Source organism: Bacterioplanes sanyensis, assembly GCF_002237535.1.
GTDB lineage: Bacteria > Pseudomonadota > Gammaproteobacteria > Pseudomonadales > Oceanobacteraceae > Bacterioplanes > Bacterioplanes sanyensis_A.
Genome location: NZ_CP022530.1, coordinates 3,739,692 through 3,761,732 on the forward strand (window position 1 = coordinate 3,739,692; position 22,041 = coordinate 3,761,732).

Below are 22,041 nucleotides of genomic sequence, written 5' to 3' on the forward strand. Positions count from 1 at the left end.
GACTATTGACCTGATGTCAACGACTGACCATATTAGCGGCCTGATATCGAGGAACCTCATTATGCCTGTTAAAAATGCCCTGGTGGTGGACGATTCCAAATCGGCCCGTTTGATGCTGCAACGTCTGCTAAGTCGCATGAATGTGCAGGTTGACCTGGTAGAAAGCGCTGAGGCCGCACTCAAGTTTTTGGAAACGCAAAGCCCGGACGTCATCTTTATGGATCATATGATGCCAGGCATGGACGGCTTGGAAGCCACCCAACTGATTAAAGCCAACCCCAAAACGGCCGCCATTCCGACCATCATGTACACCTCCAAAGAAGGTGACGACTACGTGCAAGAAGCGCGCTCCCACGGCGCACACGGGGTACTGCCCAAACCCGCTAACCAAGAAGCCGTTATGGCGGTGATGGCCGCGCTGGACGCCCCTGCAGCCAACGATGAAAAACCAAACAACAACATCGCTCTGGCAGAAGTCGACCGCTTGGTACAACGGCAATTAAAACGTGCATTAACGGAAGCCAAAGGCGAAATTGCCGCTGGACTCGACAGCACGACACAGCAGCTGCAACAAGCACAGCACCACGAACTGGAGCGTTTACAGCAAAATTTACAGACCACGCTGCAGCAAGAGTTGGTCCAACAACTGACGCCAGAAGCCCTGTTCGCCAAAACGCAGAAACAACAACAGCGTGTGGCCATTCAAGTGGCCAAACAGATGTCCGAGCGACAAAGTGAACGTTTGCTGCTGCAACTGCAGCAGTCCGAAGAGCGCCAGCAACAAGCTCTGCAGCAGCTGCAAGCACAGCAACAACAACAGCTGAAGCGTGCGATGATGGTTGCCAGTGTTGCAGGCACCGTATTGGGTGCGACCATTGCCATTGTCATCAGCGCGTTGATTTGATCGGGATCAACACCCTCGTCCTTAGGCGTCTGTGACGCCCGAGGATGGCCTGTCTGTACCTTCCTTTGCGTTACCCCCAGCTTTAGACTGACCCCATTGAACCGCCTGGCTGACCTTTTTAGCTCTGGTAGGCTCAAAAACCCGTGAACAAAGCCAAAGATATGGCCCAATTCTCACCATAATAATGTTACCGGATCAGGGATACCGCATGATCAGAGTTGCCCTTATTGTCGTCGCCATTGCGCTGTCTGGATGCGCGGCAACCACCCCGCTCATCGTGGCAGAAGCCGGTGGGCATCAAATTGCCCGGAAAGATGAAGATCGCAAAGTGCGCGCCGCCGCGGCGTTAAAAGAAGAGCCCGACCTACTGACGTATTCCGTTGATGCAATTGTCCGCGGCAAAACGGAAGAAGCCGTAGCGACTTACATGAAAGGCTATTCTGCCCCCGACTACAGCCAAAATATGAAATCGCTGGCGCTGTATCAGGTGGCGTTGTTGTATATGAACCGCTACAACGATCAGCGCGATGACGACAAAGCACGAGCTTATCTGCAACAGCACAGCATTGAATTTCCAGCGTCTCGATTGAAACCGCGCATCGATAAACGCCTGTCGATTCTTAACCAGCGCGCCCAGGATCCGGTCGATTTAAGCGCCAAACAATTGCTCAAACGCGTTGATCGCAAACAGCTGTTGCTGCAGCAAGACATTCCGTTTGACGCGCAGCTAACGCCAATGAGCGAACGGGCCATTACCCAAGAACGCGTCGCTGATGCCGAGACGGTGTATCTGATTTTGTACGATAACAAAGCCTCGTCAGCGCACATGCGTGCCAAAGCCTTGTATCAGCTCGGACTCATTTATATGAGCCCTTATAATCGTCACGGCAATAACGACAAAGCGCTGGCTTACTTTCGCAAAATCTCGCAGGAATTCCCCGATACCGAGATCGCGCAGCAAGCCAGCAAACGCATCAACACATTGATCAACCGTCAGTGATCGATGGTTAATTTCATGGCCGCCGACAATTGCTCTGCATTTGCCGGCTGGCCTGCTTGAGTGGTCACCCCATTGAGCCAACGCGCCACCGTCTGTGGGTTTTTATGCATCCAAGCACGCACGGCGCGATCAGCAGGCACAAACTGATTTAAAATCATGTCCATCATCTGACCTTCCATTTTCAGGTCAAAGGTCAGGTTATTCAGCAGCCGAGCAACATTGGGGCAGTCCTGTGCAAAGCCGGCACGCACATTAGTGTGTACCGTGGCACCGCCATAATTTGGACCGAAGTATTCGTCGCCACCGGCCAAGTATTTAATGTTAAATTGATTATTCATCGGATGCGGTGCCCAAGCTAAAAAGGCGATCCACTGTTGTTCGCGAATATGACGTTCGACCTGGCGCAACATCAATCGCTCAGGCAATTGCAATAAATTAAATCCCGCCAAGCCAAAATCGTTTTTGTCGATCATCTGCAATAACAGCGCGTTACCGTCATTGCCTTTTTCCAGCCCGTGTATGCGACCTCTAAAGCGGTCTTTAAAGCGTGCCAGATCGGCAAAGCTACGCACCCCGCCTTGGTACACATAATCTGGCACGGCCAGTGTGTATTTGGCGCCGTTAAGATTTTCAGCCAGCACGGTCACACGCCCTTGCTGTTGGTACGGAGCAATGATGGGCTCCATACTCGGCATCCAGTTCCCCAAAAAGACATCGGCAGAGCCATTCGCCAGCGATTCATACACTTGCGGCACGGACATTTCGTCCACCTGCACCTGATAATCCAGACGTTGCAAGATTTCCGCAGCCACTGCTGTGGTCGCTTGCACATCGGTCCAATCGACTTGCGCAAAACGCACAGATTGACATTGTGACCAGCTGAATGCCGGCACCAGCATTGCAAATAAAACGATGAGTTTTTTCATACTGCTCCCCCGAAAGTTGGGCGGATCGTAACCCGATATTTCAGGCAATAAGAAGTGACAAATTAAGACAAAGAGTAAAAAAGGCCAAATGAGTGACGCAGCCTACAAAAAAGCCCGCGGCAGGCGGGCTGCAGCGGGCTTCGGAGCAACAATTAATGATAATTTAATTACCAATACGCAGTTCCATACTGGCGATCAGCGCATCCATATCGATCGGCGTGCCATCTTCGCGAGTGACGCCGTCCAGCCATGCCGTCACCAGGTGTGGGTGAGTGAACATCCACTGACGTGCGGCGCGCTCTGCAGGGACAAATTGATTCACAATCATGTCCATAATACCCGCCACTTGCTCAGCAGGAATCTGGATTTGACGCAGCAAATTGGTCACATTAGCGCACTCTTGGGAGTAACCAGCCCGCACCATGGTGTGCACGGACGATAATCCAGTGTTGGGGCCAAAGTGATCTTCGGCGCCGCTCAGGTACTTCACCTGATACATTTCATTCATCGGGTGCGGCTCCCACGCCAAAAACGCCACCCACTGCTGGTCTTTGTGGTAACGATTTACCTGACGCAGCATCAGGCTTTCGGGCAGTTCGATCAGATTAAAGCCACCCAATTGGTGCTGGTTGGAGTCGATCAGACCACGCAAATATTTATTGGCGCTGTTGCCTTGCTCAAGACCGTGCAAGCGACCGGCAAACTGTTGTCTGTGCTGACCGATGTCATCAATCGAGCGCACACCGGCCTGGTAGACGTATTCCGGTACCGCAATGGAATAACGTGCTTGCGGAATGTTCTTGGCTAACAGCTCGACTTGGCGTTTGGCGATGTAAGGGTCCACTTGCGCTTGCCCCGACGGCAGCCACAACCCCAGGTAAGCATCGAGTTTACCGGCCGCGAGCTGTTCGTAAATAGTGGCCACTTCCATTTCGTTCTGACGAGGTCGATAGCCCAGCTCCTGCAGCAACTCACTGGCAACAGCGGTGGTGGCGCGCAAATCGGTCCAATCCACCAAGCCGAAATTGACGGTCTTACATTCCGCCCAGCTCAGCGCCGTTACAAACCACAACAGCAAACACCAATTCCGCATAATACAACCTCTCATAGCCAAAACTCACAGGGCGCGCAGTGTGCCACTGATCACTGTAGCGGGTTGTGATGGGTGTCTCAGCTGAAGAGGAGGAAGGTCACAATTGAATGCAATGAAATCGCTCCCAATTGTGACTATAAGAGCTTTTGATTCTAATTGTTATCGGACTGTAACAGCCCTTCAATCACACGAATGACCTGATGCATGCCATGGTCCAGTACCTGGCGAATGTAGTCCATGGTGATTAACTCATCGGACTTGCCAGCCGCCGGGTTCACCACCAAGCAAATACTGGCGTAAGGAATATTGAGCTCACGCGCCAGCGCCGCTTCGGGCATGCCTGTCATGCCAACCAGGTCGCAGCCATCGTGCTGCAGCTTCTGGATCTCTGCGATGGTTTCTAACCGTGGTCCTTGAGTCGCGCCATACACACCGTGATCGTGCACCGTGATGTTACAAGCCTTGGCCGCAGTCAGCAGTTGCTGGCGCAGTGTTTCGTCATAAGGGTGAGTGAAATCAATGTGTTGCAACGGCATAAAGTCGCCATCAAAAAATGTCGACTCACGGCCCCAAGTGTAATCCACCAATTGCTGCGGAATCACAATGGCCCCACTGCCCATATCCGGATGAATACCGCCCACAGCATTGACAGCAATAATGCGGTTTACTCCCAATTGCTGCAGTGCCAGCAGGTTGGCGCGGTAATTGATTTTATGCGGAGGAATCGCATGCGGATGACCATGGCGTGACAAAAACACCACAGGTTGCTGCTGCCAAACGCCGCGTTGCGGCGTCGATGACGGTGCGCCTAATTCGGTAATAACAGGTTCTGCGCTGAGCTGCTCCGGCCCATCTATTTGCGTTAATCCGGTGCCACCAATAATGGCGGTGATGTGCTCTGCCATGTTGTTGCCTTGAATACAAAAGCGCCAAGTTTAGGCATTCAGGCGGCTAAGTCGAGCACGAATGTCCTTTGCACGCTGGCCATCGCGGTTTTGCTGAGCCTGTTTTTGTTTTTCAACGCCAGCAATAAACGTGCTTAAATCCAGCCTTGGCCGGCCTGAGCGCTGTGCTTGCTGCAGAACTTGCTGGGCGCCTTGCGGATCGTTGCATGCCAGCAGCGCATTTGCTCCGGCATTAATCGCTAGCTGTGCTCGCTGTGCATAGCCACCCGCACCGGCTGCCCCTTGCATCGACAGATCATCGCTGAAAACAACGCCGTCAAAGCCGAGTCGCTTGCGCAATACATCCTGCAACCAGACGGGAGAAAAACCGGCGGTATGCTGTTCATCCAACGCTGGATAGACCACGTGTGCAGGCATCACAGCCGACAACTTACGTTGCTTAATCAAACACTCAAATGGTTGCCAGTCGCGCTGTAACTGCGCCTCGGTGCGCTCATCCACGGGCAGCTCATGGTGCGAGTCTGCCACCACCGCGCCGTGACCCGGAAAGTGCTTGCCTGTAGCCATCATGCCAGCCTCGCCCATGCCGTCGATCCAGGCCGACGCCAATGCCGTGACGCTATCGGCGTCGTGGCCAAAAGCGCGATCGCCAATGACACGCGACCGTCCGTATTCGATGTCGAGTACTGGCGCAAAACTCACATCCACCCCACAAGCGATCAATTCAGTGGCCATCAACCAGCCCGTATCATGTACAAGTGACAGCGTTTGCTCGGGCTGCTGTTGCCACAGAGATTCAAACGTCAGCATTGGCGGAATCAAGGTGAAACCGCTGCGACAACGCTGCACTCGGCCACCTTCCTGATCGATACAGATCAGCAAATCCGGGCGAGCGTCGTGAATGCTGGCGCACAGTGTTGCCAGCTGCTGCGGGTCTTGGTAATTACGCGCGAATAAAATGATGCCGCTGAGCATAGGGTGCTGCAGCAGCGCCCATTCACCCTCGCGCACTTCAAGGCCAGCAAGGTCGGCAACGACACCGACGGCTTCTACATTCAATCGATGTTCAGACATGGAATGGCGCTAAAACTGTGAGGTTGAATCCACACCAGCGTACCTGGGTAGACCAATTCGGCAAGCCGCATGACGTCGGCATTGCGCATGCGAATACAGCCATGGGAGCGAGGCTGTCCCATGGGTTCAGAATCCGGAGTGCCGTGGATGTAAATAAACCGCCGCATACTGTCGACGCCATCGCCGCGGTTGAATCCCACTTCCAGCCCTTGCAGCCATAAAATACGCGTTAAAATCCAATCGCGCTGCGGATGCTGCTGCGCTAAACGGTGGTTATACACCTCACCCGTCGGCCGGCGGCCAACGAACACAGTGCCTTTCGGCGCACCGTCGCCAATCTGCGCTCGAACACGATGCCAGCCGCGCGGCGTCTGACCGCTGCCATCGCGCTCACCGACGCCGGCGGCGGCGGTCGACACCGAAAACAGGTGGCAGGCATCCAGGGTGGACAAACGCAGTGCCTGATCGGCAATGGAAATTTCTATCAGTGGAAAATCAGCTTGCATCAGCATGGTGGGCAATCCCTATCGTCGGCGCTTGGCAGGACGTCAGTGATTGCAGTGTAACCAATTACGACGCTGTCATTCCTGCCGCGAGGAACGGTACCAGCTTATCGACAACTTGCGCAACATCGGCGCTGCTGCCCAAGTCATGTTCTGCCATCGCCGTCAGCGCATCGGCCCCTGACAAGGTAAACACGGTCGCACCGAGCATAAAGTGAATGCGCCAAAACCGCTCTTCGTTGGATAAATCTGGCGTTGCTGCGGTAATCAGCTCCATATAATCGCGGAACAAAGTGCCGTACTCGTGGCGCAAGAACTTGCGCAAATGGCCCTGCCCTTGGGTATAGGCCAATCCCAACAAGCGCATAAACATGCCCAAACGATGAGGGTTATTGCCACCACTGCGCATCGACGCCGATGACAACAAACGTAATAACTCACCGAGCTGCGGCGCTCGCCCATTCAATTGTTGACGATACTCAACCAAGTCCTGCGCCAACCCCTCACTAAAAGGGGTCAAAAAACGCGCAAAGACGGCTTGAATCAGCGATTTCTTTGAACCGAAATGATAATTCACCGCCGCCAGATTGACGTTGGCTTTGGTGGTGATATTGCGCAGCGATGTCTCGGCGAAACCACGTTCGGAGAACAACTCTTCAGCAGCATTTAAAATGGCTTTGGCGGTATCTTTCTGAGCCATACACAGCTTCTCAACAAACAGTTGTTTCAAACATACGTTTAAAACATTCATGACGCAAGCCTCGGCCATGCACCAGTGTGAACCAATCCCGACTTGAACTGTGGCAAGTAAACAGCAGCAAAACCTGCATCAGCCTGAGTGGTTTACAGGCCGAAAAATACTGTATATATTCACAGACACTGTATAAATCACCAGATGGAACGTCACATGACCAAGCTGACCCAACGGCAACAACAGGTGTTGGATTTTGTCCGCTCCTCTTTGGAAGCCACCGGTTTCCCTCCCACCCGCGCAGAAATCGCCAAACAGCTTGGCTTCCGCTCACCCAATGCCGCCGAAGAACACCTCAAAGCCTTGGCGCGCAAAGGTGCCATCGAAATTATGCCAGGTGCGTCGCGCGGTATCCGCATTGTTGAGGAAGAACAGCCTGGCCTGCCCATCATAGGTCGCGTAGCTGCAGGCTCGCCCATTCTGGCGCAAGAACATGTTGAAGATTATTGCGATATTCCTGCCAGCTTCTTCAAACCCACCGCCGATTTTTTATTGGAAGTCCACGGCGACAGCATGCAAGACATTGGCATCATGAATGGCGACTACATTGCCGTGAACAAACGCACCACAGCGCGCAACGGCGAAATCATTGTTGCCCGCGTCGACAATGAAGTGACGGTAAAACGTTATGAAAAAAAGCGCAGCAAAGTATTTTTGCACGCTGAAAACAGCGCCTACCAGCCCATTGAAGTGGATTTAAAAACCACCGAGTTCGCCATCGAAGGCCTTTATGTCGGCGTTATTCGTCGGCAATAAACAGCGGAGCCACCATGCAGCAACTGTCGTTATCCATCACCCCGTCCCATTCAATGCAACGCCGAGCCATGGCCGGCAGCGTGACCGAGATGATCATTCGTGAAGGCAGTGCCATTACGCCTATGCAGTTGCTGCCACTGTTGTTTCAATGCAATCAAGGCCAACGCTGGCTGTTGTGGCTGAGCCCACACGCCAAGATGAACAAGCGCTGGTTACAAAGCCTGGGGCTGGACCAAGCCCCAGTAGTACAGCTCGACAGCCAAGCGCACAATCAAATGCAGCTGTGCTTGCAAGCCATAGAAGCCGGTAATAGCCACTTATTGGTCGAGTGGCATGGCCCTCTGTCCAGCGCTCAACGCCAACAACTGGAGCACTGTGCACGCCACAGCGCCACCGAGGTGGTGGTGATTCAGCGTCGCTCCGACCACCTGGCCGCCTAGACGCTGACCAGGCATCTTCCTGACCAACCCGACAGGAAAACTCAGCTCTGCGCGCACTGTTCCAAGCCTCAGGCTGTGTTAGAATGCGCCGCTTTCTCAACACATTGAGGTGCACTCCATGGCTGCCGCCGTTGGTATTATCATGGGTTCAAAAAGTGACTGGCCCACCATGCAATACACTGCAGAAATGCTCGACAAACTGCAGGTGGAATACGAAGTCAAAGTGGTATCAGCCCACCGCACTCCCGATCTCTTGTTCGATTACGCCAAAGAAGCGCAGAGCCGCGGCTTAAAAGTCATCATCGCAGGCGCGGGTGGTGCTGCTCACTTACCTGGTATGGTGGCATCGCAAACGGCCCTGCCAGTGCTCGGCGTGCCGGTCAAATCGCGTGCACTCAATGGCCTAGACTCGCTGTTGTCGATTGTGCAAATGCCGGGCGGCGTCGCCGTTGGCACTCTGGCCATCGGTGATGCTGGTGCCAAAAATGCCGGTTTATTAGCAGCGCAAATTCTTGGTACACACGATCAAGACTTGCAGCAACGCGTCGAACAGTTCCGTCAGGAGCAAACCGACGATGTGCTGGAACAGCCTGACCCGCGTAACCCTGACTGACACACTGCCTCCTGGCTACGGACGCTTTTTTAATGATGAAAATTGGTATTCTCGGTAACGGCCAGCTGGGCCAAATGCTGGCCGACAGCATTGCCGATCACGCTGATATTGAGGTCAGCCTGTACGACTTACGTGCACATACAGACGCTGCGCTGCAGTCTTTTTTGGATACGGTGGACCGCGTTAGCTACGAGACCGAAAACATCAGCGCCGACATCGTCGCTCAGCTCGAGCCACATGCCGATAAGTTGTATCCCGGCATCGAGGCACTGAAAACCTTCCAGAACCGCTTGACCGAAAAACGCGCTCTACGCGCAGCTGGCATTGCCACGGCGGAGTTCTGGGCAGTCAACAGCCTGGACGATGTACACACGGCCATCGAACAACTGGGCCTGCCTTTGGTACTGAAAACCACCACCGAAGGCTATGACGGCAAGGGCCAATTTGTCATCAAACAGGCCGAGCAGGCCGAGCAAGCGTGGCAGACCATTGGCCATCGTGAACTGATTGCCGAGGCCTTCGTCACCTTTGAGCGCGAGACCTCAGTGATTGCCAGCCGTGACCAAGACGGCAATGTGGTCGTCTGGCCAATGACGGAAAACGTGCACCATGAGGGCATTTTGCGTTATTCCCTCTACCCAGCTCCGGCATTGACCGAAGCCAAACAAGCCCAGGCTGAGCAGTACATTCGCCAGCTAGCCGACAGTCTGAATTACGTCGGCACCATCACATTGGAGCTGTTTGATACCGAGCGCGGTCTGATCGCCAACGAAGTCGCACCGCGCGTGCACAATTCCGGTCACTGGTCGATCGAAGGCGCGCGCAGCAGCCAGTTTCGCAATCACATGCTGGCCATCAGTGGTCAGCCATTGGGCAGTACCGCTCCGTTGTTCGCCAGTGTTGCCATGCTCAATGTCATCGGCACCGAAGAGCCTGCCAAAGCTGCGCAGCAACAGCCGGAGGCGCACCTTCACAGCTATGGCAAAGAAGCACGCCCAGGGCGCAAGCTCGGTCACATCACCGTCACTGCCACCAGCAACAGCCAGCGTGATGCCTGCATCGAGCAACTGATCGACGTTTTACCCGAACATATCTGGCCACCGAGGTAGTCATGGCAAAGTCATTACAGGAACAGTTATTGGCCGCTGGCTTGGTTAACAACAAAAAAGCCAAACAGAACCAGCGCGAAAAAAAGCGCCAGCAACACTTGCAGCGCACTGGTAAAGAAGACGTGGTGGATGAAGCCAAAGTGAGCGCCGAGCAAGCGCGCAAAGCCAAGGCGGAGCGTGATCGCGAGCTGAATCGCCAGCGCGATGAAATGGCACAGAAAAAAGCCATTGCCGCACAAATTCGCCAACTGATCGCCAGCAACGCCATCCGCAGCGAACAAGGTGATGTGCGCTATCAGTTCGTCGGGCCAGACAACAAGGTCAAGCCCATCCACGTAGACCAAGCGGTATTTGACCGTTTGAGTCGCGGCCAACTGGCCATCATGGAGTTGGACGATGGTTTTGCGGTGATTCCGGTCCCCGTCACCGATAAGATTCGCCAGCGCAATGATGCCTTGTTCATTTACATCGCCGACTCCTCCGCCGATCAGCTGGATGAAGACGATCCTTACGCCGCTTATCAAATCCCAGACGATTTGATGTGGTAAGTTCGGGGCGGTGTCCTACCGCCCTTTTCTCCTAACAGCCTTGTTCTCCTACCACCCTTTTCTCACGCCTTTGTTCTCCTATCGAGCTGGAGCTGCAATAATCGCCCTAGGTCATAACGGTCCGTGTCATCACCTCGGGGCAGGGTTTAACGGATCAGACACGCTTCTCATACGAATAACACTTGCTGCTGCAACCACCCTGCTGCCCCTGTGAGTTCCGCCCTGCTGATCCTGCAAGTTCCGCTGCGAGTTCCACACAGCCGATTCCAAGCCATTCTTTCGGCGCCCGCCACCGCTGTTCATCTACTACTTTCATCCGCACCGACTAGAGCTAGATAACACTCTGTAGCGCGGAGATATCATATTGTTCGAAATCCTCTACGTTAGTCGCTGCCGACATCGATTCGACGATGCCAGCCTGACCGAACTGTTGCGCATCGCACGACGCAACAATCACGCGCATGACATCACCGGGCTGCTGCTGTACGACGGGCGCGGTACCTTTATTCAGGTACTAGAAGGCCCGCAACAGGCGGTCGAGCCTTTGTATGAGCGCATCAGTGGCGACAATCGCCACGATCATGTGCACGTGTTAAGCCGCCAAAGCATCAAACGGCGCAGCTTTCCTGAGTGGCAAATGGGCTTCTACCTGATGACGTCTGAGCTGATTCGCAAAGTCGATGGCTTTTCTGACTTCTTATTCAGCGATACCAATCAAAACATCGACAACCAAGAGCAAGCATTTGCCCTGCGCATGCTCGATTACTTTCGTTTGAAAGCCAGACGCGAACAAGAGGATTCTTCATGCTGAGTCAGCTCAAAGTCATGCACAAACTGTTGCTGTTGGTAGCGGTATTATTGTCACTGCTGGTACTGACCGGCGGCAGCGGCTACCTCACCATGAGCAAAATTGGCACCGAGCTGCACGATATTGCCGAATTCGATGCGCCCATTGCCAACCAACTGTCAGAACTCACCGAGCTGCAACTCGAACGCGCGTTGCTGTTTGAGCAACTGTTGCTGCAACTGACCTTGCAACAAAACACAGATGCCAACGCCTTAAGTGCCAAGTTGCCGCCGCTGGATCAGCAAATCTCGTCGGTGTCCGACAGTTTGCTCAAGGCACTGCGTTTGGGAGCTGACAACAGCCACGACCCTGAGCTGACGCGAGCCCTCAAAGACATGCTGGGCGTGATCACAACGGCAAAGCAAAACAACCAGCGACTGGTGCAGCAGCGCAGCCAACTGTTGCAACAAGCCCGAGCACAAGGCGTGGCGGCGATCAAAGCCTCCTTGAGCGGTGTTGAACAGCAACAGCTCGATTTAAATGCCCAGCTGCGTGACGCCTCACAACAAATGCGGCAACTGACTTTACAAGCCACCGTGCGCGCCGATGAAAAAGAACAAGCGGGCATCCGCCAACTCACCCTATTAATGCTGGTCGCGCTGCTGCTGGGGGTTGTACTGTCAGCGCTGATAAGCCGCAGCATTGTGCTGCCACTTCGCTCAATGGGCGAACGTTTGCGCCAAGTTTCGTCCGGTGACGGTGATCTGACCATGACGCTGGACGAGCGCGGTAACAGCGAGTTGAGCGACATTGCTCGTGATTTCAACCGCTTTCTGGCGGTACTGCGTGAGCTGATCAACGCCACCAGCGACAACGCCAATGCACTGGGCAAGTCGTCCGAAACGGCCTTGAACATCATGCGCACCACCTTGGACAACGTCGAGCGTCAGTACGTAGAAACCGAGCAGGTGGCCACCGCAGTCAATGAAATGAGTGCCACCACCGAAGAAGTGGCACGCAGCTCCAGTAACGCATCCGACATCACCAATCAGGTGCGCAGCCAAGTACTCGACGGACGCCAAGGCGCTGAAAACACCCAACACACCATTGGCCAACTGGCGCAGGAAATCGACAAAGCGGCCACCGTGGTAACTGCCTTGGTGGACGAGACCCGCAATATCGGCACGGTGCTCGACACCATTCAAAGCATTGCCGAACAAACCAATTTGCTGGCTTTAAACGCTGCCATTGAAGCCGCTCGCGCAGGAGAGAATGGCCGTGGTTTTGCCGTGGTCGCCGATGAAGTGCGCTCCCTCGCGCAGCGCACACATTCATCAACAGAGGATATTCAGACACTGGTACAACGACTGCAAGCCGAGGCCAACAACGCCGTTGATAGCATGCGCTCTGGCCAGCAAACCAGCGAAGAATCACTGCAGCAAAGCCAAGCCACCGCCGCCACCTTTGAGCAAGCCGCCGAAGCGGTCAACCAGATCACCGATCTTAATCTGCAAATCGCCACAGCGGCCGAGGAACAAGCCAGCGTTGCGGCAGAGATCAACCAGAACCTGAACAACATTAGCGAATTAGCCGAGGTCACCACACAAGGCGCGAAAGACACTCACCAAGCCAATGAGGAAATTGCCATGCGCCTGATTGATCTGCACACCAAGCTAAATCGCTTTAAAACCCGTTAGGCTGCATTAGCAGTTCTAACGGGCGATGCCTCAAAACTATGCCTAAAAAATATGTTTCAACACGATGCGTCAAAAACAGTGCCCTCACAAGCACGGCATGAGAAGCACGGCATCAGAGGCAGGGCGTCAGAAACGATACTTGGCCGACACCGCTACATTGCGCGGGTCACCCGGCTGGCCCCCGAGGAACATAGGCTTGCTGTAATAGGTTTCATCGGTCAGGTTGTTGATGTTCAGCTGCAGTGCCAGTTGCTCGTGGTCATAGCTGATGGCGGCATCAAATCGGGTGTACTCCGGCACCACGGCATCATCAACGCCAAACGACGATGAGTTAATGGTGCGCTCATCTTCGTACTGCACACCCAGCGCCAACGTCACCGGCGCAGGCAACTGACTCAATGGCAAGCTGTAGCGACCCCACAGGTTGGCAAAGCGCTTAGGAATGCCCTTCACCTGGCCTAGATTTTCTCCCGAGCGCTCTTGCTCGGCTTTCTGGTAGGTAGCATTCATGGTCAGCTGCCAGCGCTCGGCCAAGGCCAGCGCCAAATCGAACTCATAACCTCGGGTTTTGTCTTCGTCGTCGTAAAAGTAACGACGCACATTGACGTTGTATTCCGGGTCGTCCGGATTGTCATTGTACACCGGGTTGTTGTAGCGCAAGTTGGTGCGGCGGGTATCAAAATAGACCAGAGAACCGGTTACCTGGCCTTCCAACGCCGCCCAGCGAACACCGACATCCAGCGATTTAGACTCAGAATCAGGGCGGTCGTCATCTCCGGTCACACTGCCCAGTACGCTGTAGGCAGTTCGGCCTTTGGCGTAGTTAACAAAGGTGGCCAGCTCAGGCAGCCAGAGGTAATTGAGGCCGGCGTTAAAGGTGTTGCCAGAGTCATTGCTATCGGCCTCTGGCGTGGACCCAGGGCTGCGATCGGTGCCCAAATGTTGATAGCGCTGCTCCAGTTGGGTGTGCGCCAGACCGATGCGTGCGGTTAACCGATCATTCCAATAAAACACTTCCTGCACACTGACACCCTGGGCCGTGAGCTCCTTGTTGTAATTGCTGCGCAGGCTGTGGTCGTAATCCATAAAGTCGCCGGTTGGCCAATTGGCGTTGCGCATATCCAAAATGTACGGAATGGGATTGTCGCCGCTGTTGCCATCGGCATCGTAGGCAGACCAGCTTTTCAGACGCACATCGCGCTGGTCGTAATACAGGCTCAGCAAGTGCTCACCGGACAGGCGGCCGAGGTTCCAGTGTTTAGACACATCGGCAAAAAACTGCCAGCTGTCTTCATCCACCACTTGCCCACGGTATTCCTGGCGGCGCACGGCAAACGGATACAGCTCGCCATCGACCAGCAGCGGCGCACGCGGATCGGCATTGGTTTCACCGCTGCGAGTCCAATATACATAGTTGTAAGCACCGGTTTGGCGCACAAACTCAGACTCATAGCTGCGCTGTTGCAGCTGTTGCACCAGTTTCCAGCCGTGCTTTGCCTGCCACTCGTGGATCAGTTTGATGCGCTGTTCGGTGCCCTCATTCGGCTCAGACAGCGGCGAGATAAGCGAGGCGCTGCCCAGATCATAGGGCTCTAAACCGTCGCTGGTGCGAATGGAGTCAGCCAGTTGCTGGCGCTGCTCGTCACTGAGTTGAATACCGAGCTTGCCGTCGCGATCACCGTCACTGTCGTTGGGCAAATCGGCGCCTGTCACGGCCCCAGGCACCATGCTAGCGCTGTCCCAATTCATGATACGAACAGGATGGCCAACCGAATCCACCTGCACGCTGTCGTCGATGTAAGCCAACTGCACACGCAGCTGATGTCGATCGTTAAACTGCCAGCGCAGGCTGCCATAGGCTTCGCTGCGCTCGGAGGACAAATCGCGGTAGCCGTCGCTTTGCTGATGCCCGGCGACCAGACGATAAGCCAGCTGCTCATTCAACGGCGCAGTGGTATCCACCGCTACGCCCCACTCGTTCCAACGCCCGCCGTTGGCAGACACTTCAGTGCGCGCCTCATTTTGCGGTTGTTTTTCAATCAGGTTAATAACACCGCCGGCTTCACCGATGCCGTATAAGCCGGTGGCTGGGCCTTTCAAGGTTTCAACGCGATCGATGTTAAGCATGGAGCGTGTCGGATTGTAGGTATTGCCCAGTCCACCGCCTGCGTACATGCCATCTTGGGCGTAATTGACGCCTAGGCCACGAATCACCAGATTATCGCCAATGCCATAGTTATTGCCCGCCTGGCTGATGCCGCTGATGTTGCGAATGCTGTCTTGCAAGGTCTGAGCGCCTTGGCTTTGCAGCAGTTCGCTGTCGATCACCACCAGCGCGGCTGGTGTTTGCAGCAGATTCATAGACGACTTGGTCGCCGTCGAGGCAACTTGCGGCGGTAGTTGCTGATCCATGCCGTTGACCACAACGTCCGACAGTTCGGGCGCTTCCTGCGCGCTCACACTGCCAGAGATGCCGACCAGGGCAATCGCCGACCAGCGTTGAATAGAGTGACTCAGAGGATGGCGGGCGAACCCAGCCAGTGATGCAACAGACATGAAACCGCGTCCTGTAACTGAACAGAAAAATCAGCGGCGATTATGCGCATAACAGAAGCAAATGCAAATCAATATTGATTACAAATAAAAATGATACTTATGTCTTAGTGCCGGTCGCACCGAATATCCGCAGTCCAATGGCGCACCAGCCTGGTTTCCAAGCCAATAGCAGCGCGACCAACAAACCGGCCAGCATCAGCTGGGCAAAGCCCATGACCCAAGCCACACCCACACTGTATGACTGCAGCAACAGCCACAGAGCCGTCATGACACTGGCGCTGAGCAGCCACTGCCAGCAGCGCCGCACCTTTGTTGACGGGCGCTGCAGTGCCATCAACTTGCGCTGTCGTTGACCGCAGCCACAACCGCACAAACAGGCCAGCAGCAGTAACCCAAAACTCATCTTGTTGCTCCTTGCAGTGCCGTGCGTCGCTGCCAAACAGTGATAGCGACCAGCATCGCAGCAATGCTCCAGGCCATTAACTGCACCGCGAGCCAGTCGCCATTGCCTTGCACCATGGCCTGCCAAGAAGCCAGCGGCTGGTGCCACCAATCAATGATCGCCACCGCCAGCCACAAGCCAGCGGCTAAGCCATACAACCAAGACGGCGCAATACGGATCGCGGCCAACGCCAGCAGCAACCAGGTCAGAAACAGGCCGTCTTGGGCCTGATCCAAGCCCAACAGGCCTGAGCGCTGCAACAGCATAAACGTCGCAATAGCAGCTGGCAGACCAGCAAAGCTGGCCAAGTTCAATACGCGCACCACGTGCCACCAATGGTCGCGGCGCCGCTCACGTTTGCGCAGCCAAATAACATGGCCAGAAGCGATCAGAACGCAACCCATCACACCCGCCAAGAGGTACAAAGCACGCAACACAGGCTCGGCAAACAAGCCCTCATGCAGGCCAAACAAACCTTGCTGCAGCGTTTGCAGCGCCGACTTGCCGTCTTCCTGTGCCTGCCACTGGCCCGTTGCCATATCGACGTACGCCATCTCGCCACCGCGCACAATGCTGTGCTCAACCCGAGTCAAGCGTGCCATGCCGTTGGGCCAATCGATACGTATGCTCGCTAACTGCCCTGCGCCCCAGTGCTGCAACGCCATCTGCTGCAGGGTGAGCAAATCGACGCCATGTTTCGGTTCCACAGGCGCTGCTTGCGGTACTTGGCTGCGCACGTCATCAAAATACTGAGAGCGGGCATCGTCGGCAAAACCATAACCACCTTGCACTGCCGCAGGCCAAGCCGAAGTGCCATAAAACAACAAACCGCTGTAGGCCATCACCAGAAAATACGGCAGTGCCGTCACCGCCAACACATTGTGCCCATCCAGCCAGCTACGTAGACCTTTATCCGGCCTAAGCAGCAGCATTTCTTGCAGGATTTTCTTGTGCACCACCACGCCGCTGATCAGCACCAACAGCAGCCAGGCAGACAGTGCGCAGGCCAATACTCTGGCGGCGTCGCGCCCAAAATAGTGGAAGCGATAGTGCAACTGATACAGCCATTGCCCGCCCCAGTCGGGCATATCAGCCAACCGCCATTGCTCACCTTGTTGTTGCAGTACGGCGGCATGACGCTCATCGCTGCGCCAATAGGCTTCATAAAACGGACGCTGCTGCTGATAGGGAAAATGCACGCGCCATTCAGATGCCTGCTGTTGCGCCAAATGCTGTTGCAGTACTGGCAATGCTTGTTGCGGGCTCACGTCGCGTTGTTCATGCAATTCAGGTTGCAACCAAGCATCGAGCTGCACATCCAGGTAGCCCAGGGTGCCAGTGGCAAACATGAAAAACAGCCACCAGCCGCACAACAAACCCAACCAGGTGTGCACGGCGCTCAGGCTCTGCCGCCAGCGAACTACAGCCACCAGTACACTCCAGCCAAAGCAGAGATAAGCGCCGCCAGCACTAGCCACAGTTGTGGCAGCGGACGGCTGATTAGCCACATAAAGATAACGGTATAAATAAGCAGGGAGCTGACCAACCCCAACACCACGGGCTGAGCCGGTGACCACCACTGAGCCAGCAACCAGGTCAGCATCGCCAGCGTCACCGATGTCACACCATAAGAAAACAGCAAAGCGGGCAACAAATGCAGCAGTGCCCAGCGGCCACTGCCCAGGCGACCCACGTCCGGCAGCCAGTTATTGAGAATCAAGGAAGATGCACCTGACAATCACTATCAATTGGCGGCGCATTATAGTCAGATTGCCCAGCAGGTAAACCCGCGGACAACCCAACAGGCAAGAAAAGCCGCAGTTAACGGCTAAAGCGGCTGACCAACTCCAGCTGGCTGGTGGCTGCTTCGTCCATTTGTCGACTCAGTTCGGCATCGGCGTCAATCAGTTCTGCGGCGTGCACCGTGTTGTCGCGGATCTGGCTAACGCGAGCAGCGATGTCCGTCGACACCTTAGATTGCTGTTCTGCGCCGGCGGCCATTTCCTGGGCACTGCTGGCAATGCCATCCACAGATTGCAACAACTCCACCAGCTGGGCTGAAACACTTTGCATTTCATCGTGGGTGGTGGCCGCACCGTCGCGTCCTTCCTGCATGCGTTGCACCAGGCCTGTCACTTGTTGCTGGATTTGCGTCAACGCGGATTGAATGCGCTCGGTGGAGCGCTGCGTGTCTGAGGCCAGGCTGCGTACTTCATCTGCAACGACTGCAAAGCCGCGACCAGCTTCACCAGCGCGTGCTGCTTCGATGGCGGCGTTCAGCGCCAGCAAATTGGTTTTTTCAGCAATGGCGTCGATGGACGAGGCAATGGTGCCGATTTCGGCCACCAGCTGATCCAGTGCTTGGGCCTGTTCAGCATCTTGTACCAAGTGATCGTGCTGGCTGGAAATCAATGCCATCACCCGCTGCAATACACTGCGGCCGTTTTCACCCAGCTGGCGCGAGGCATCGGCGTCGGCGGATACGCGATTCACCGACTGACTGATTTGCTCCACGCTGGCGCTCAGCTCTTCGATGGCAACGGCGATCTGATCCGTCTCCTGACTCAGCTGCTGCACGCTGTGGCTACTGTGGCGGGCGTTTTCCGCTACCTGATGAGATTTCTCCACCACGTCGTGACTGCTGTGCTCGACCATGCCGGTAATGGTGCGCAGCGCCGACTGATCAATAATCTGCTGCAGGCGATAGCGCCCGAGGTTGCTGACTTCGCCGGTAAAGATGAACTGGGTGATAGCGTCCTGACTGATGGCGGCATCGCATTTGTCAGCGGGCATCAGCCATTGTTGCTGCCAATTGTCGAACAGCAATGCCAACAGCGCCGTTGCCGTCATAACCCCCAGGGCTGGCCAGAGAGCAGCAAAAGCAAGCATCAACGTCAGCGCCCCCGGCGTTGCCAGCACTAGCCACAATGGCAAGATGCGTTTAAAGCGCGGTAAAAACCGCTGCCACAGGCTAAATGGTTTTTTGCCAGCATTTAATCGAGCGTACACAGCTTCGGCACGACTGACTTGGCCAGCCGTCGGCTTGACACGCACAGACTCGTAGCCGCAGATTTTGCCGTCTTCATAAATCGGCGTCACGTGAGCATTGACCCAATAATGATCGCCATTTTTACAACGGTTTTTAACGATGCCCACCCAGTGGTGGCCCGCTTTGAGGTAGTCCCACATCAACTGAAACGCGGCCTGCGGCATGTCCGGGTGGCGAATCAGGTTGTGGGCTTGGCCAATCAACTCGGCTTCGGTAAAGCCTGCAATGTCGATAAAATCTTGATTGACCGCACGAATCACCCCACGTGCGTCGGTGGCGGATATGATGCTCTGCTTTTCACCCAGCGGGTGATTAACCTGAGTGACGGGGTAGTTTCGGCGCACAATCTCAACCTCTTGTGACAGCTGGCCGTTTTAATAACGGATACGGTCGTGGCAACGAATCCCTAAGCTAGGTGTAGGGCAAGGCGCGCGACATTACCAACTTTGTCCATTTTTTACCGTTACGAGTTGCGTTTTATTGTAACTGCTGCTGGCGCTGTGCTGCAGCGGTTGCTTCCGACAGCGTTAGCTCAATTGAAAGAACGCCATCAACACTCTTGCTGCTGCTCGATTTGGATAACAACGCACAAACTTGCCCTGCCGCTCCAGCTGAATCAGACCAGCGTTTTGCAGCGCATGCACATGATGGGACACGGTGGGCGCGCCGATTTTCAGCTTTTGCATCAAATCACCAATGCCACAGCCTCCTTCCGGCGCAGCTACGCCTTGATCCTGACTGGCCAACACTGTGCGATAGATGTGCAAGCGATTGGGGTCCGATAAGGCACGAAATGCCTGACTGAGTTGCTGATCGTTCATCGTTGGCTGGCCTGTTTTAAACTTTGACAAGTATCGAATTGTTTGGCGTTATTGCAATCAATTTGATGCTTATCGAAGTGTGTGTATGAAATTATTGATGGTCGGTGCTGGCGCTGTTGGATTGGTTTATGGGCATCGTTTTCAGCAGGCCGGTCATGACGTCCGCTATCTGGTCAAAGCACATCATCGTCCTCAGCTTGAGCCCGGCGTGACTTTGACGCAGTTGCGCTGGCGTCAGCCTTTGCAGCAACAGGCGAACGTCAATACCACGCTTAATTGGCATGGTGACTACGATTTGGTCGTACTGGCCATCCCATCGACCGCACTGAGACAGCTTGATTGGGCAACGCTGGCCCCACTCGTTGGTGATACCCCCGTATTGATGTTGCAGCCGAACAGTGAAGACCGGGCTTTGCTATTGCAACATATACCAGCGCAGCAGCTGGCCGAGGGGTTGATCACACTGATTGCCTATCAGGCACCGCTGCACAGCCCCAAGATGAACCAGATCGACTATTACCTACCACCCATGGCCATGCCCATCTCCGCCGCCCCAGCCCTGCAGCAAACCTTGTTAGCGTTGTTCAATAGCAGTGGCATTCGCGCCCAGGCGAGTCCTTCGGCGGTCGATGACTCTCGCCTGCCTGCGGCTTTTTTGATGACATTTCTGGCTGCCTTGGAGCAAGCCGATTGGCAGTTTTCTCAGCTGCGCCAACGCTCGGATCTGCTCCAGCGCCTTAGCCAAGCACAACGGCGTTTACTGCCCGCCGTCACTGCAGCAAGCTCACTGCAACAAACGCTCGTGCGTATTGGCTGTCGGCCATGGCTATATCAGTTGGCACTGCGTTTAGCCCCTAAACTGGTGCCGCTGCCACTGGAAAGTTATTTGCGTTATCACTTTATCAAGGTGCGCAGCCAGACCTACTTGTATCTGGCCGAGTATCAACAGCAACACCCCAGTGATGCGTTAGCTGATCTCATTGGCCAACCAGCCAGCACCGGATAGCATTTTGGGGATACACGAGCCGCCCGACTGAACGGCTAAATAGCATGGGTCGGCCTCTGTGACCGTGAAGAGACGGTAAGTAGAAGCGCTTCACTCAGCTCTGCATTCGAATTTCGATCAGCTCTTCGTAAATGTCCAAATAGTCGTATTCGCCGATGCCGAGCTGCTCAAAATACTGCTGCTTATAAGCCTGCCAGTGGTGATCGTCTTTGGAGAACTTGATCTGCATTTGAATGTTGTCGGCCAGTTTCAATACCGCTAGCAGCAGGTTCTCGCTGACATCGTCGTTGTAAGACAAATATTCCAAGTTGTGGTGATTGAGAATCACGTGGCAAATGTCCGTCGGCAAACGCCAGGTATTGGCCACCAGAAAACCCACTACTGGATGACTGGTGTTGTAATACTGGTCTTCGTACAGCGCCAACGACTCTTCGTTGTCACTGTTGGCAGCTTTGATGCAGTCCAGGTACGAGTCATGAAACTTCATCGCCATAGCCGCAATGCCACAATCGTGAAACAAGCCCGTGGTGTAGAGGTTCTCCTGTGGGATGGTGTCCTTTATGCGCGAGCCGATATACACCATCATTTCCGCAACGTCCGTCGCCTCTTCCCACAGCCGCTCAAAGCTGATCGCCGATTTGCCTTTAAACGCCTGCTTCAGCAACACTGCCGCCAAAATAGTGGTGGTGGAATCCAGGCCGAGCATCATCACCGCTTGGCGGGCATCGCTGATCGAGCGCGTCATGCCAAACATGGGCGAGTTGATGGTCTTTAACACCGCCGAAGACAACCCTAGGTCTTTGCCAATCAAGTCCGCCAACAAAGACAAGTCCGGGTCATCGGACTGACAAATGGCTTGCGCTTGCGTCAGTAAGTCCGGGGGAGATGGAATAAAAAAAGAGTGTTTGAGCTCTGTCAGATAGTCGTCGTCCAGATTTACCATGAGCAGCGTCCTGCATGATGACCAAGGGTCTTTAGACACTAGCTCAGCTGAGCGAGGTTTACATGAGTTTTGCAGCTACTAATGAAAAAGCGGAAGGGAAGCGTCGAATCAATGCGGC

Annotated in this window: 23 protein-coding genes; 10 read left to right on the plus strand and 13 right to left on the minus strand. The window is 54.8% G+C overall.

Features of this window, described 5'->3' with window-relative positions:
* Positions 1-61: 61 nt before the first annotated feature.
* Together CHH28_RS16960 and CHH28_RS16965 are read left to right on the plus strand one after the other, a co-directional pair.
* Positions 62-904: a response regulator gene (locus CHH28_RS16960; protein WP_157729975.1), complete on the plus strand. Its 843-nt coding sequence runs from the start codon at positions 62-64 to the stop codon at positions 902-904.
* Positions 905-1,112: 208 nt separating this feature from the next.
* Complete coding sequence (locus CHH28_RS16965) at positions 1,113-1,904, plus strand: tetratricopeptide repeat protein (protein ID WP_157729976.1); 792 nt, start codon at positions 1,113-1,115, stop codon at positions 1,902-1,904.
* Here the strand turns inward: CHH28_RS16965 and choX are convergent.
* The 6 genes from choX to CHH28_RS16995 all read right to left on the minus strand — a co-directional run bounded on the left by choX (position 1,898) and on the right by CHH28_RS16995 (position 7,105).
* Entirely contained in the window at positions 1,898-2,830 is a 933-nt protein-coding gene (gene choX, locus CHH28_RS16970) for a choline ABC transporter substrate-binding protein (protein ID WP_094061435.1), read from the minus strand. The genes CHH28_RS16965 and choX overlap by 7 nt on opposite strands.
* A gap of 163 nt (positions 2,831-2,993) precedes the next feature.
* On the minus strand, positions 2,994-3,923 hold the full coding sequence (locus CHH28_RS16975; RefSeq protein ID WP_157729977.1) for a glycine betaine ABC transporter substrate-binding protein: 930 nt from the start codon (positions 3,921-3,923) through the stop codon (positions 2,994-2,996).
* Positions 3,924-4,075: 152 nt separating this feature from the next.
* On the minus strand, positions 4,076-4,828 hold the full coding sequence (locus CHH28_RS16980) for an S-methyl-5'-thioinosine phosphorylase (protein WP_094061437.1): 753 nt from the start codon (positions 4,826-4,828) through the stop codon (positions 4,076-4,078).
* 30 nt (positions 4,829-4,858) lie between these two features.
* Positions 4,859-5,902: a beta-N-acetylhexosaminidase gene (gene nagZ / locus CHH28_RS16985; RefSeq protein ID WP_094061438.1), complete on the minus strand. Its 1,044-nt coding sequence runs from the start codon at positions 5,900-5,902 to the stop codon at positions 4,859-4,861.
* A complete protein-coding gene (locus tag CHH28_RS16990; protein WP_233243645.1) occupies positions 5,884-6,414 on the minus strand; it encodes a L,D-transpeptidase in 531 nt (176 codons plus the stop codon). The genes nagZ and CHH28_RS16990 overlap by 19 nt, the downstream gene beginning before the upstream one ends.
* Positions 6,415-6,472: 58 nt before the next feature.
* Entirely contained in the window at positions 6,473-7,105 is a 633-nt protein-coding gene (locus CHH28_RS16995) for a TetR/AcrR family transcriptional regulator (protein WP_094062127.1), read from the minus strand.
* A gap of 207 nt (positions 7,106-7,312) precedes the next feature.
* On the opposite strand from CHH28_RS16995, the gene lexA reads away from it, so the two are divergent.
* The 7 genes from lexA to CHH28_RS17030 all read left to right on the plus strand — a co-directional run bounded on the left by lexA (position 7,313) and on the right by CHH28_RS17030 (position 13,106).
* Entirely contained in the window at positions 7,313-7,912 is a 600-nt protein-coding gene (gene lexA, locus CHH28_RS17000) for a transcriptional repressor LexA (RefSeq protein ID WP_094061439.1), read from the plus strand.
* Between the two features lie 14 nt (positions 7,913-7,926).
* Positions 7,927-8,352, plus strand: coding sequence for a cell division inhibitor SulA (locus tag CHH28_RS17005; protein ID WP_094061440.1), 426 nt, complete (start codon positions 7,927-7,929; stop codon positions 8,350-8,352).
* Positions 8,353-8,470: 118 nt separating this feature from the next.
* Positions 8,471-8,965: a 5-(carboxyamino)imidazole ribonucleotide mutase gene (gene purE / locus CHH28_RS17010; protein WP_094061441.1), complete on the plus strand. Its 495-nt coding sequence runs from the start codon at positions 8,471-8,473 to the stop codon at positions 8,963-8,965.
* A gap of 32 nt (positions 8,966-8,997) precedes the next feature.
* A complete protein-coding gene (locus CHH28_RS17015; RefSeq protein ID WP_094061442.1) occupies positions 8,998-10,074 on the plus strand; it encodes a 5-(carboxyamino)imidazole ribonucleotide synthase in 1,077 nt (358 codons plus the stop codon).
* Positions 10,075-10,076: 2 nt separating this feature from the next.
* Positions 10,077-10,622, plus strand: coding sequence for a DUF2058 domain-containing protein (locus tag CHH28_RS17020; RefSeq protein WP_094061443.1), 546 nt, complete (start codon positions 10,077-10,079; stop codon positions 10,620-10,622).
* 364 nt (positions 10,623-10,986) lie between these two features.
* The gene (locus CHH28_RS17025; RefSeq protein WP_157729978.1) at positions 10,987-11,433 is read left to right on the plus strand and encodes a BLUF domain-containing protein; all 447 of its coding nucleotides are present in this window, start codon (positions 10,987-10,989) and stop codon (positions 11,431-11,433) included.
* On the plus strand, positions 11,427-13,106 hold the full coding sequence (locus CHH28_RS17030) for a methyl-accepting chemotaxis protein (protein ID WP_094061445.1): 1,680 nt from the start codon (positions 11,427-11,429) through the stop codon (positions 13,104-13,106). The genes CHH28_RS17025 and CHH28_RS17030 overlap by 7 nt, the downstream gene beginning before the upstream one ends.
* Positions 13,107-13,232: 126 nt before the next feature.
* On the opposite strand, the gene CHH28_RS17035 is transcribed toward CHH28_RS17030, so the two are convergent.
* The 6 genes from CHH28_RS17035 to CHH28_RS17055 form a co-directional block, all read right to left on the minus strand.
* Entirely contained in the window at positions 13,233-15,662 is a 2,430-nt protein-coding gene (locus CHH28_RS17035) for a TonB-dependent receptor (protein ID WP_094061446.1), read from the minus strand.
* A 97-nt stretch (positions 15,663-15,759) separates the two neighbouring features.
* Positions 15,760-16,065, minus strand: a complete 306-nt coding sequence (locus CHH28_RS17040) for a DUF3325 family protein (protein WP_094061447.1) — start codon at positions 16,063-16,065, stop codon at positions 15,760-15,762.
* Positions 16,062-17,534: a PepSY-associated TM helix domain-containing protein gene (locus CHH28_RS17045; RefSeq protein ID WP_157729979.1), complete on the minus strand. Its 1,473-nt coding sequence runs from the start codon at positions 17,532-17,534 to the stop codon at positions 16,062-16,064. The genes CHH28_RS17040 and CHH28_RS17045 overlap by 4 nt, the downstream gene beginning before the upstream one ends.
* Complete coding sequence (locus tag CHH28_RS19960) at positions 17,525-17,824, minus strand: hypothetical protein (RefSeq protein WP_157729980.1); 300 nt, start codon at positions 17,822-17,824, stop codon at positions 17,525-17,527. Before CHH28_RS19960 ends, CHH28_RS17045 begins: the two co-directional genes overlap by 10 nt.
* A gap of 101 nt (positions 17,825-17,925) precedes the next feature.
* Entirely contained in the window at positions 17,926-19,497 is a 1,572-nt protein-coding gene (locus CHH28_RS17050) for a PAS domain-containing methyl-accepting chemotaxis protein (RefSeq protein ID WP_094061449.1), read from the minus strand.
* A 183-nt stretch (positions 19,498-19,680) separates the two neighbouring features.
* Entirely contained in the window at positions 19,681-19,974 is a 294-nt protein-coding gene (locus CHH28_RS17055) for an ArsR/SmtB family transcription factor (RefSeq protein WP_094061450.1), read from the minus strand.
* A gap of 85 nt (positions 19,975-20,059) precedes the next feature.
* Here CHH28_RS17055 and CHH28_RS17060 point away from each other — a divergent pair, with 85 nt between their 5' ends.
* A complete protein-coding gene (locus CHH28_RS17060; protein WP_094061451.1) occupies positions 20,060-20,980 on the plus strand; it encodes a ketopantoate reductase family protein in 921 nt (306 codons plus the stop codon).
* Between the two features lie 94 nt (positions 20,981-21,074).
* On the opposite strand, the gene CHH28_RS17065 is transcribed toward CHH28_RS17060, so the two are convergent.
* On the minus strand, positions 21,075-21,923 hold the full coding sequence (locus CHH28_RS17065) for an HDOD domain-containing protein (protein WP_094061452.1): 849 nt from the start codon (positions 21,921-21,923) through the stop codon (positions 21,075-21,077).
* Positions 21,924-22,041: the final 118 nt, after the last annotated feature.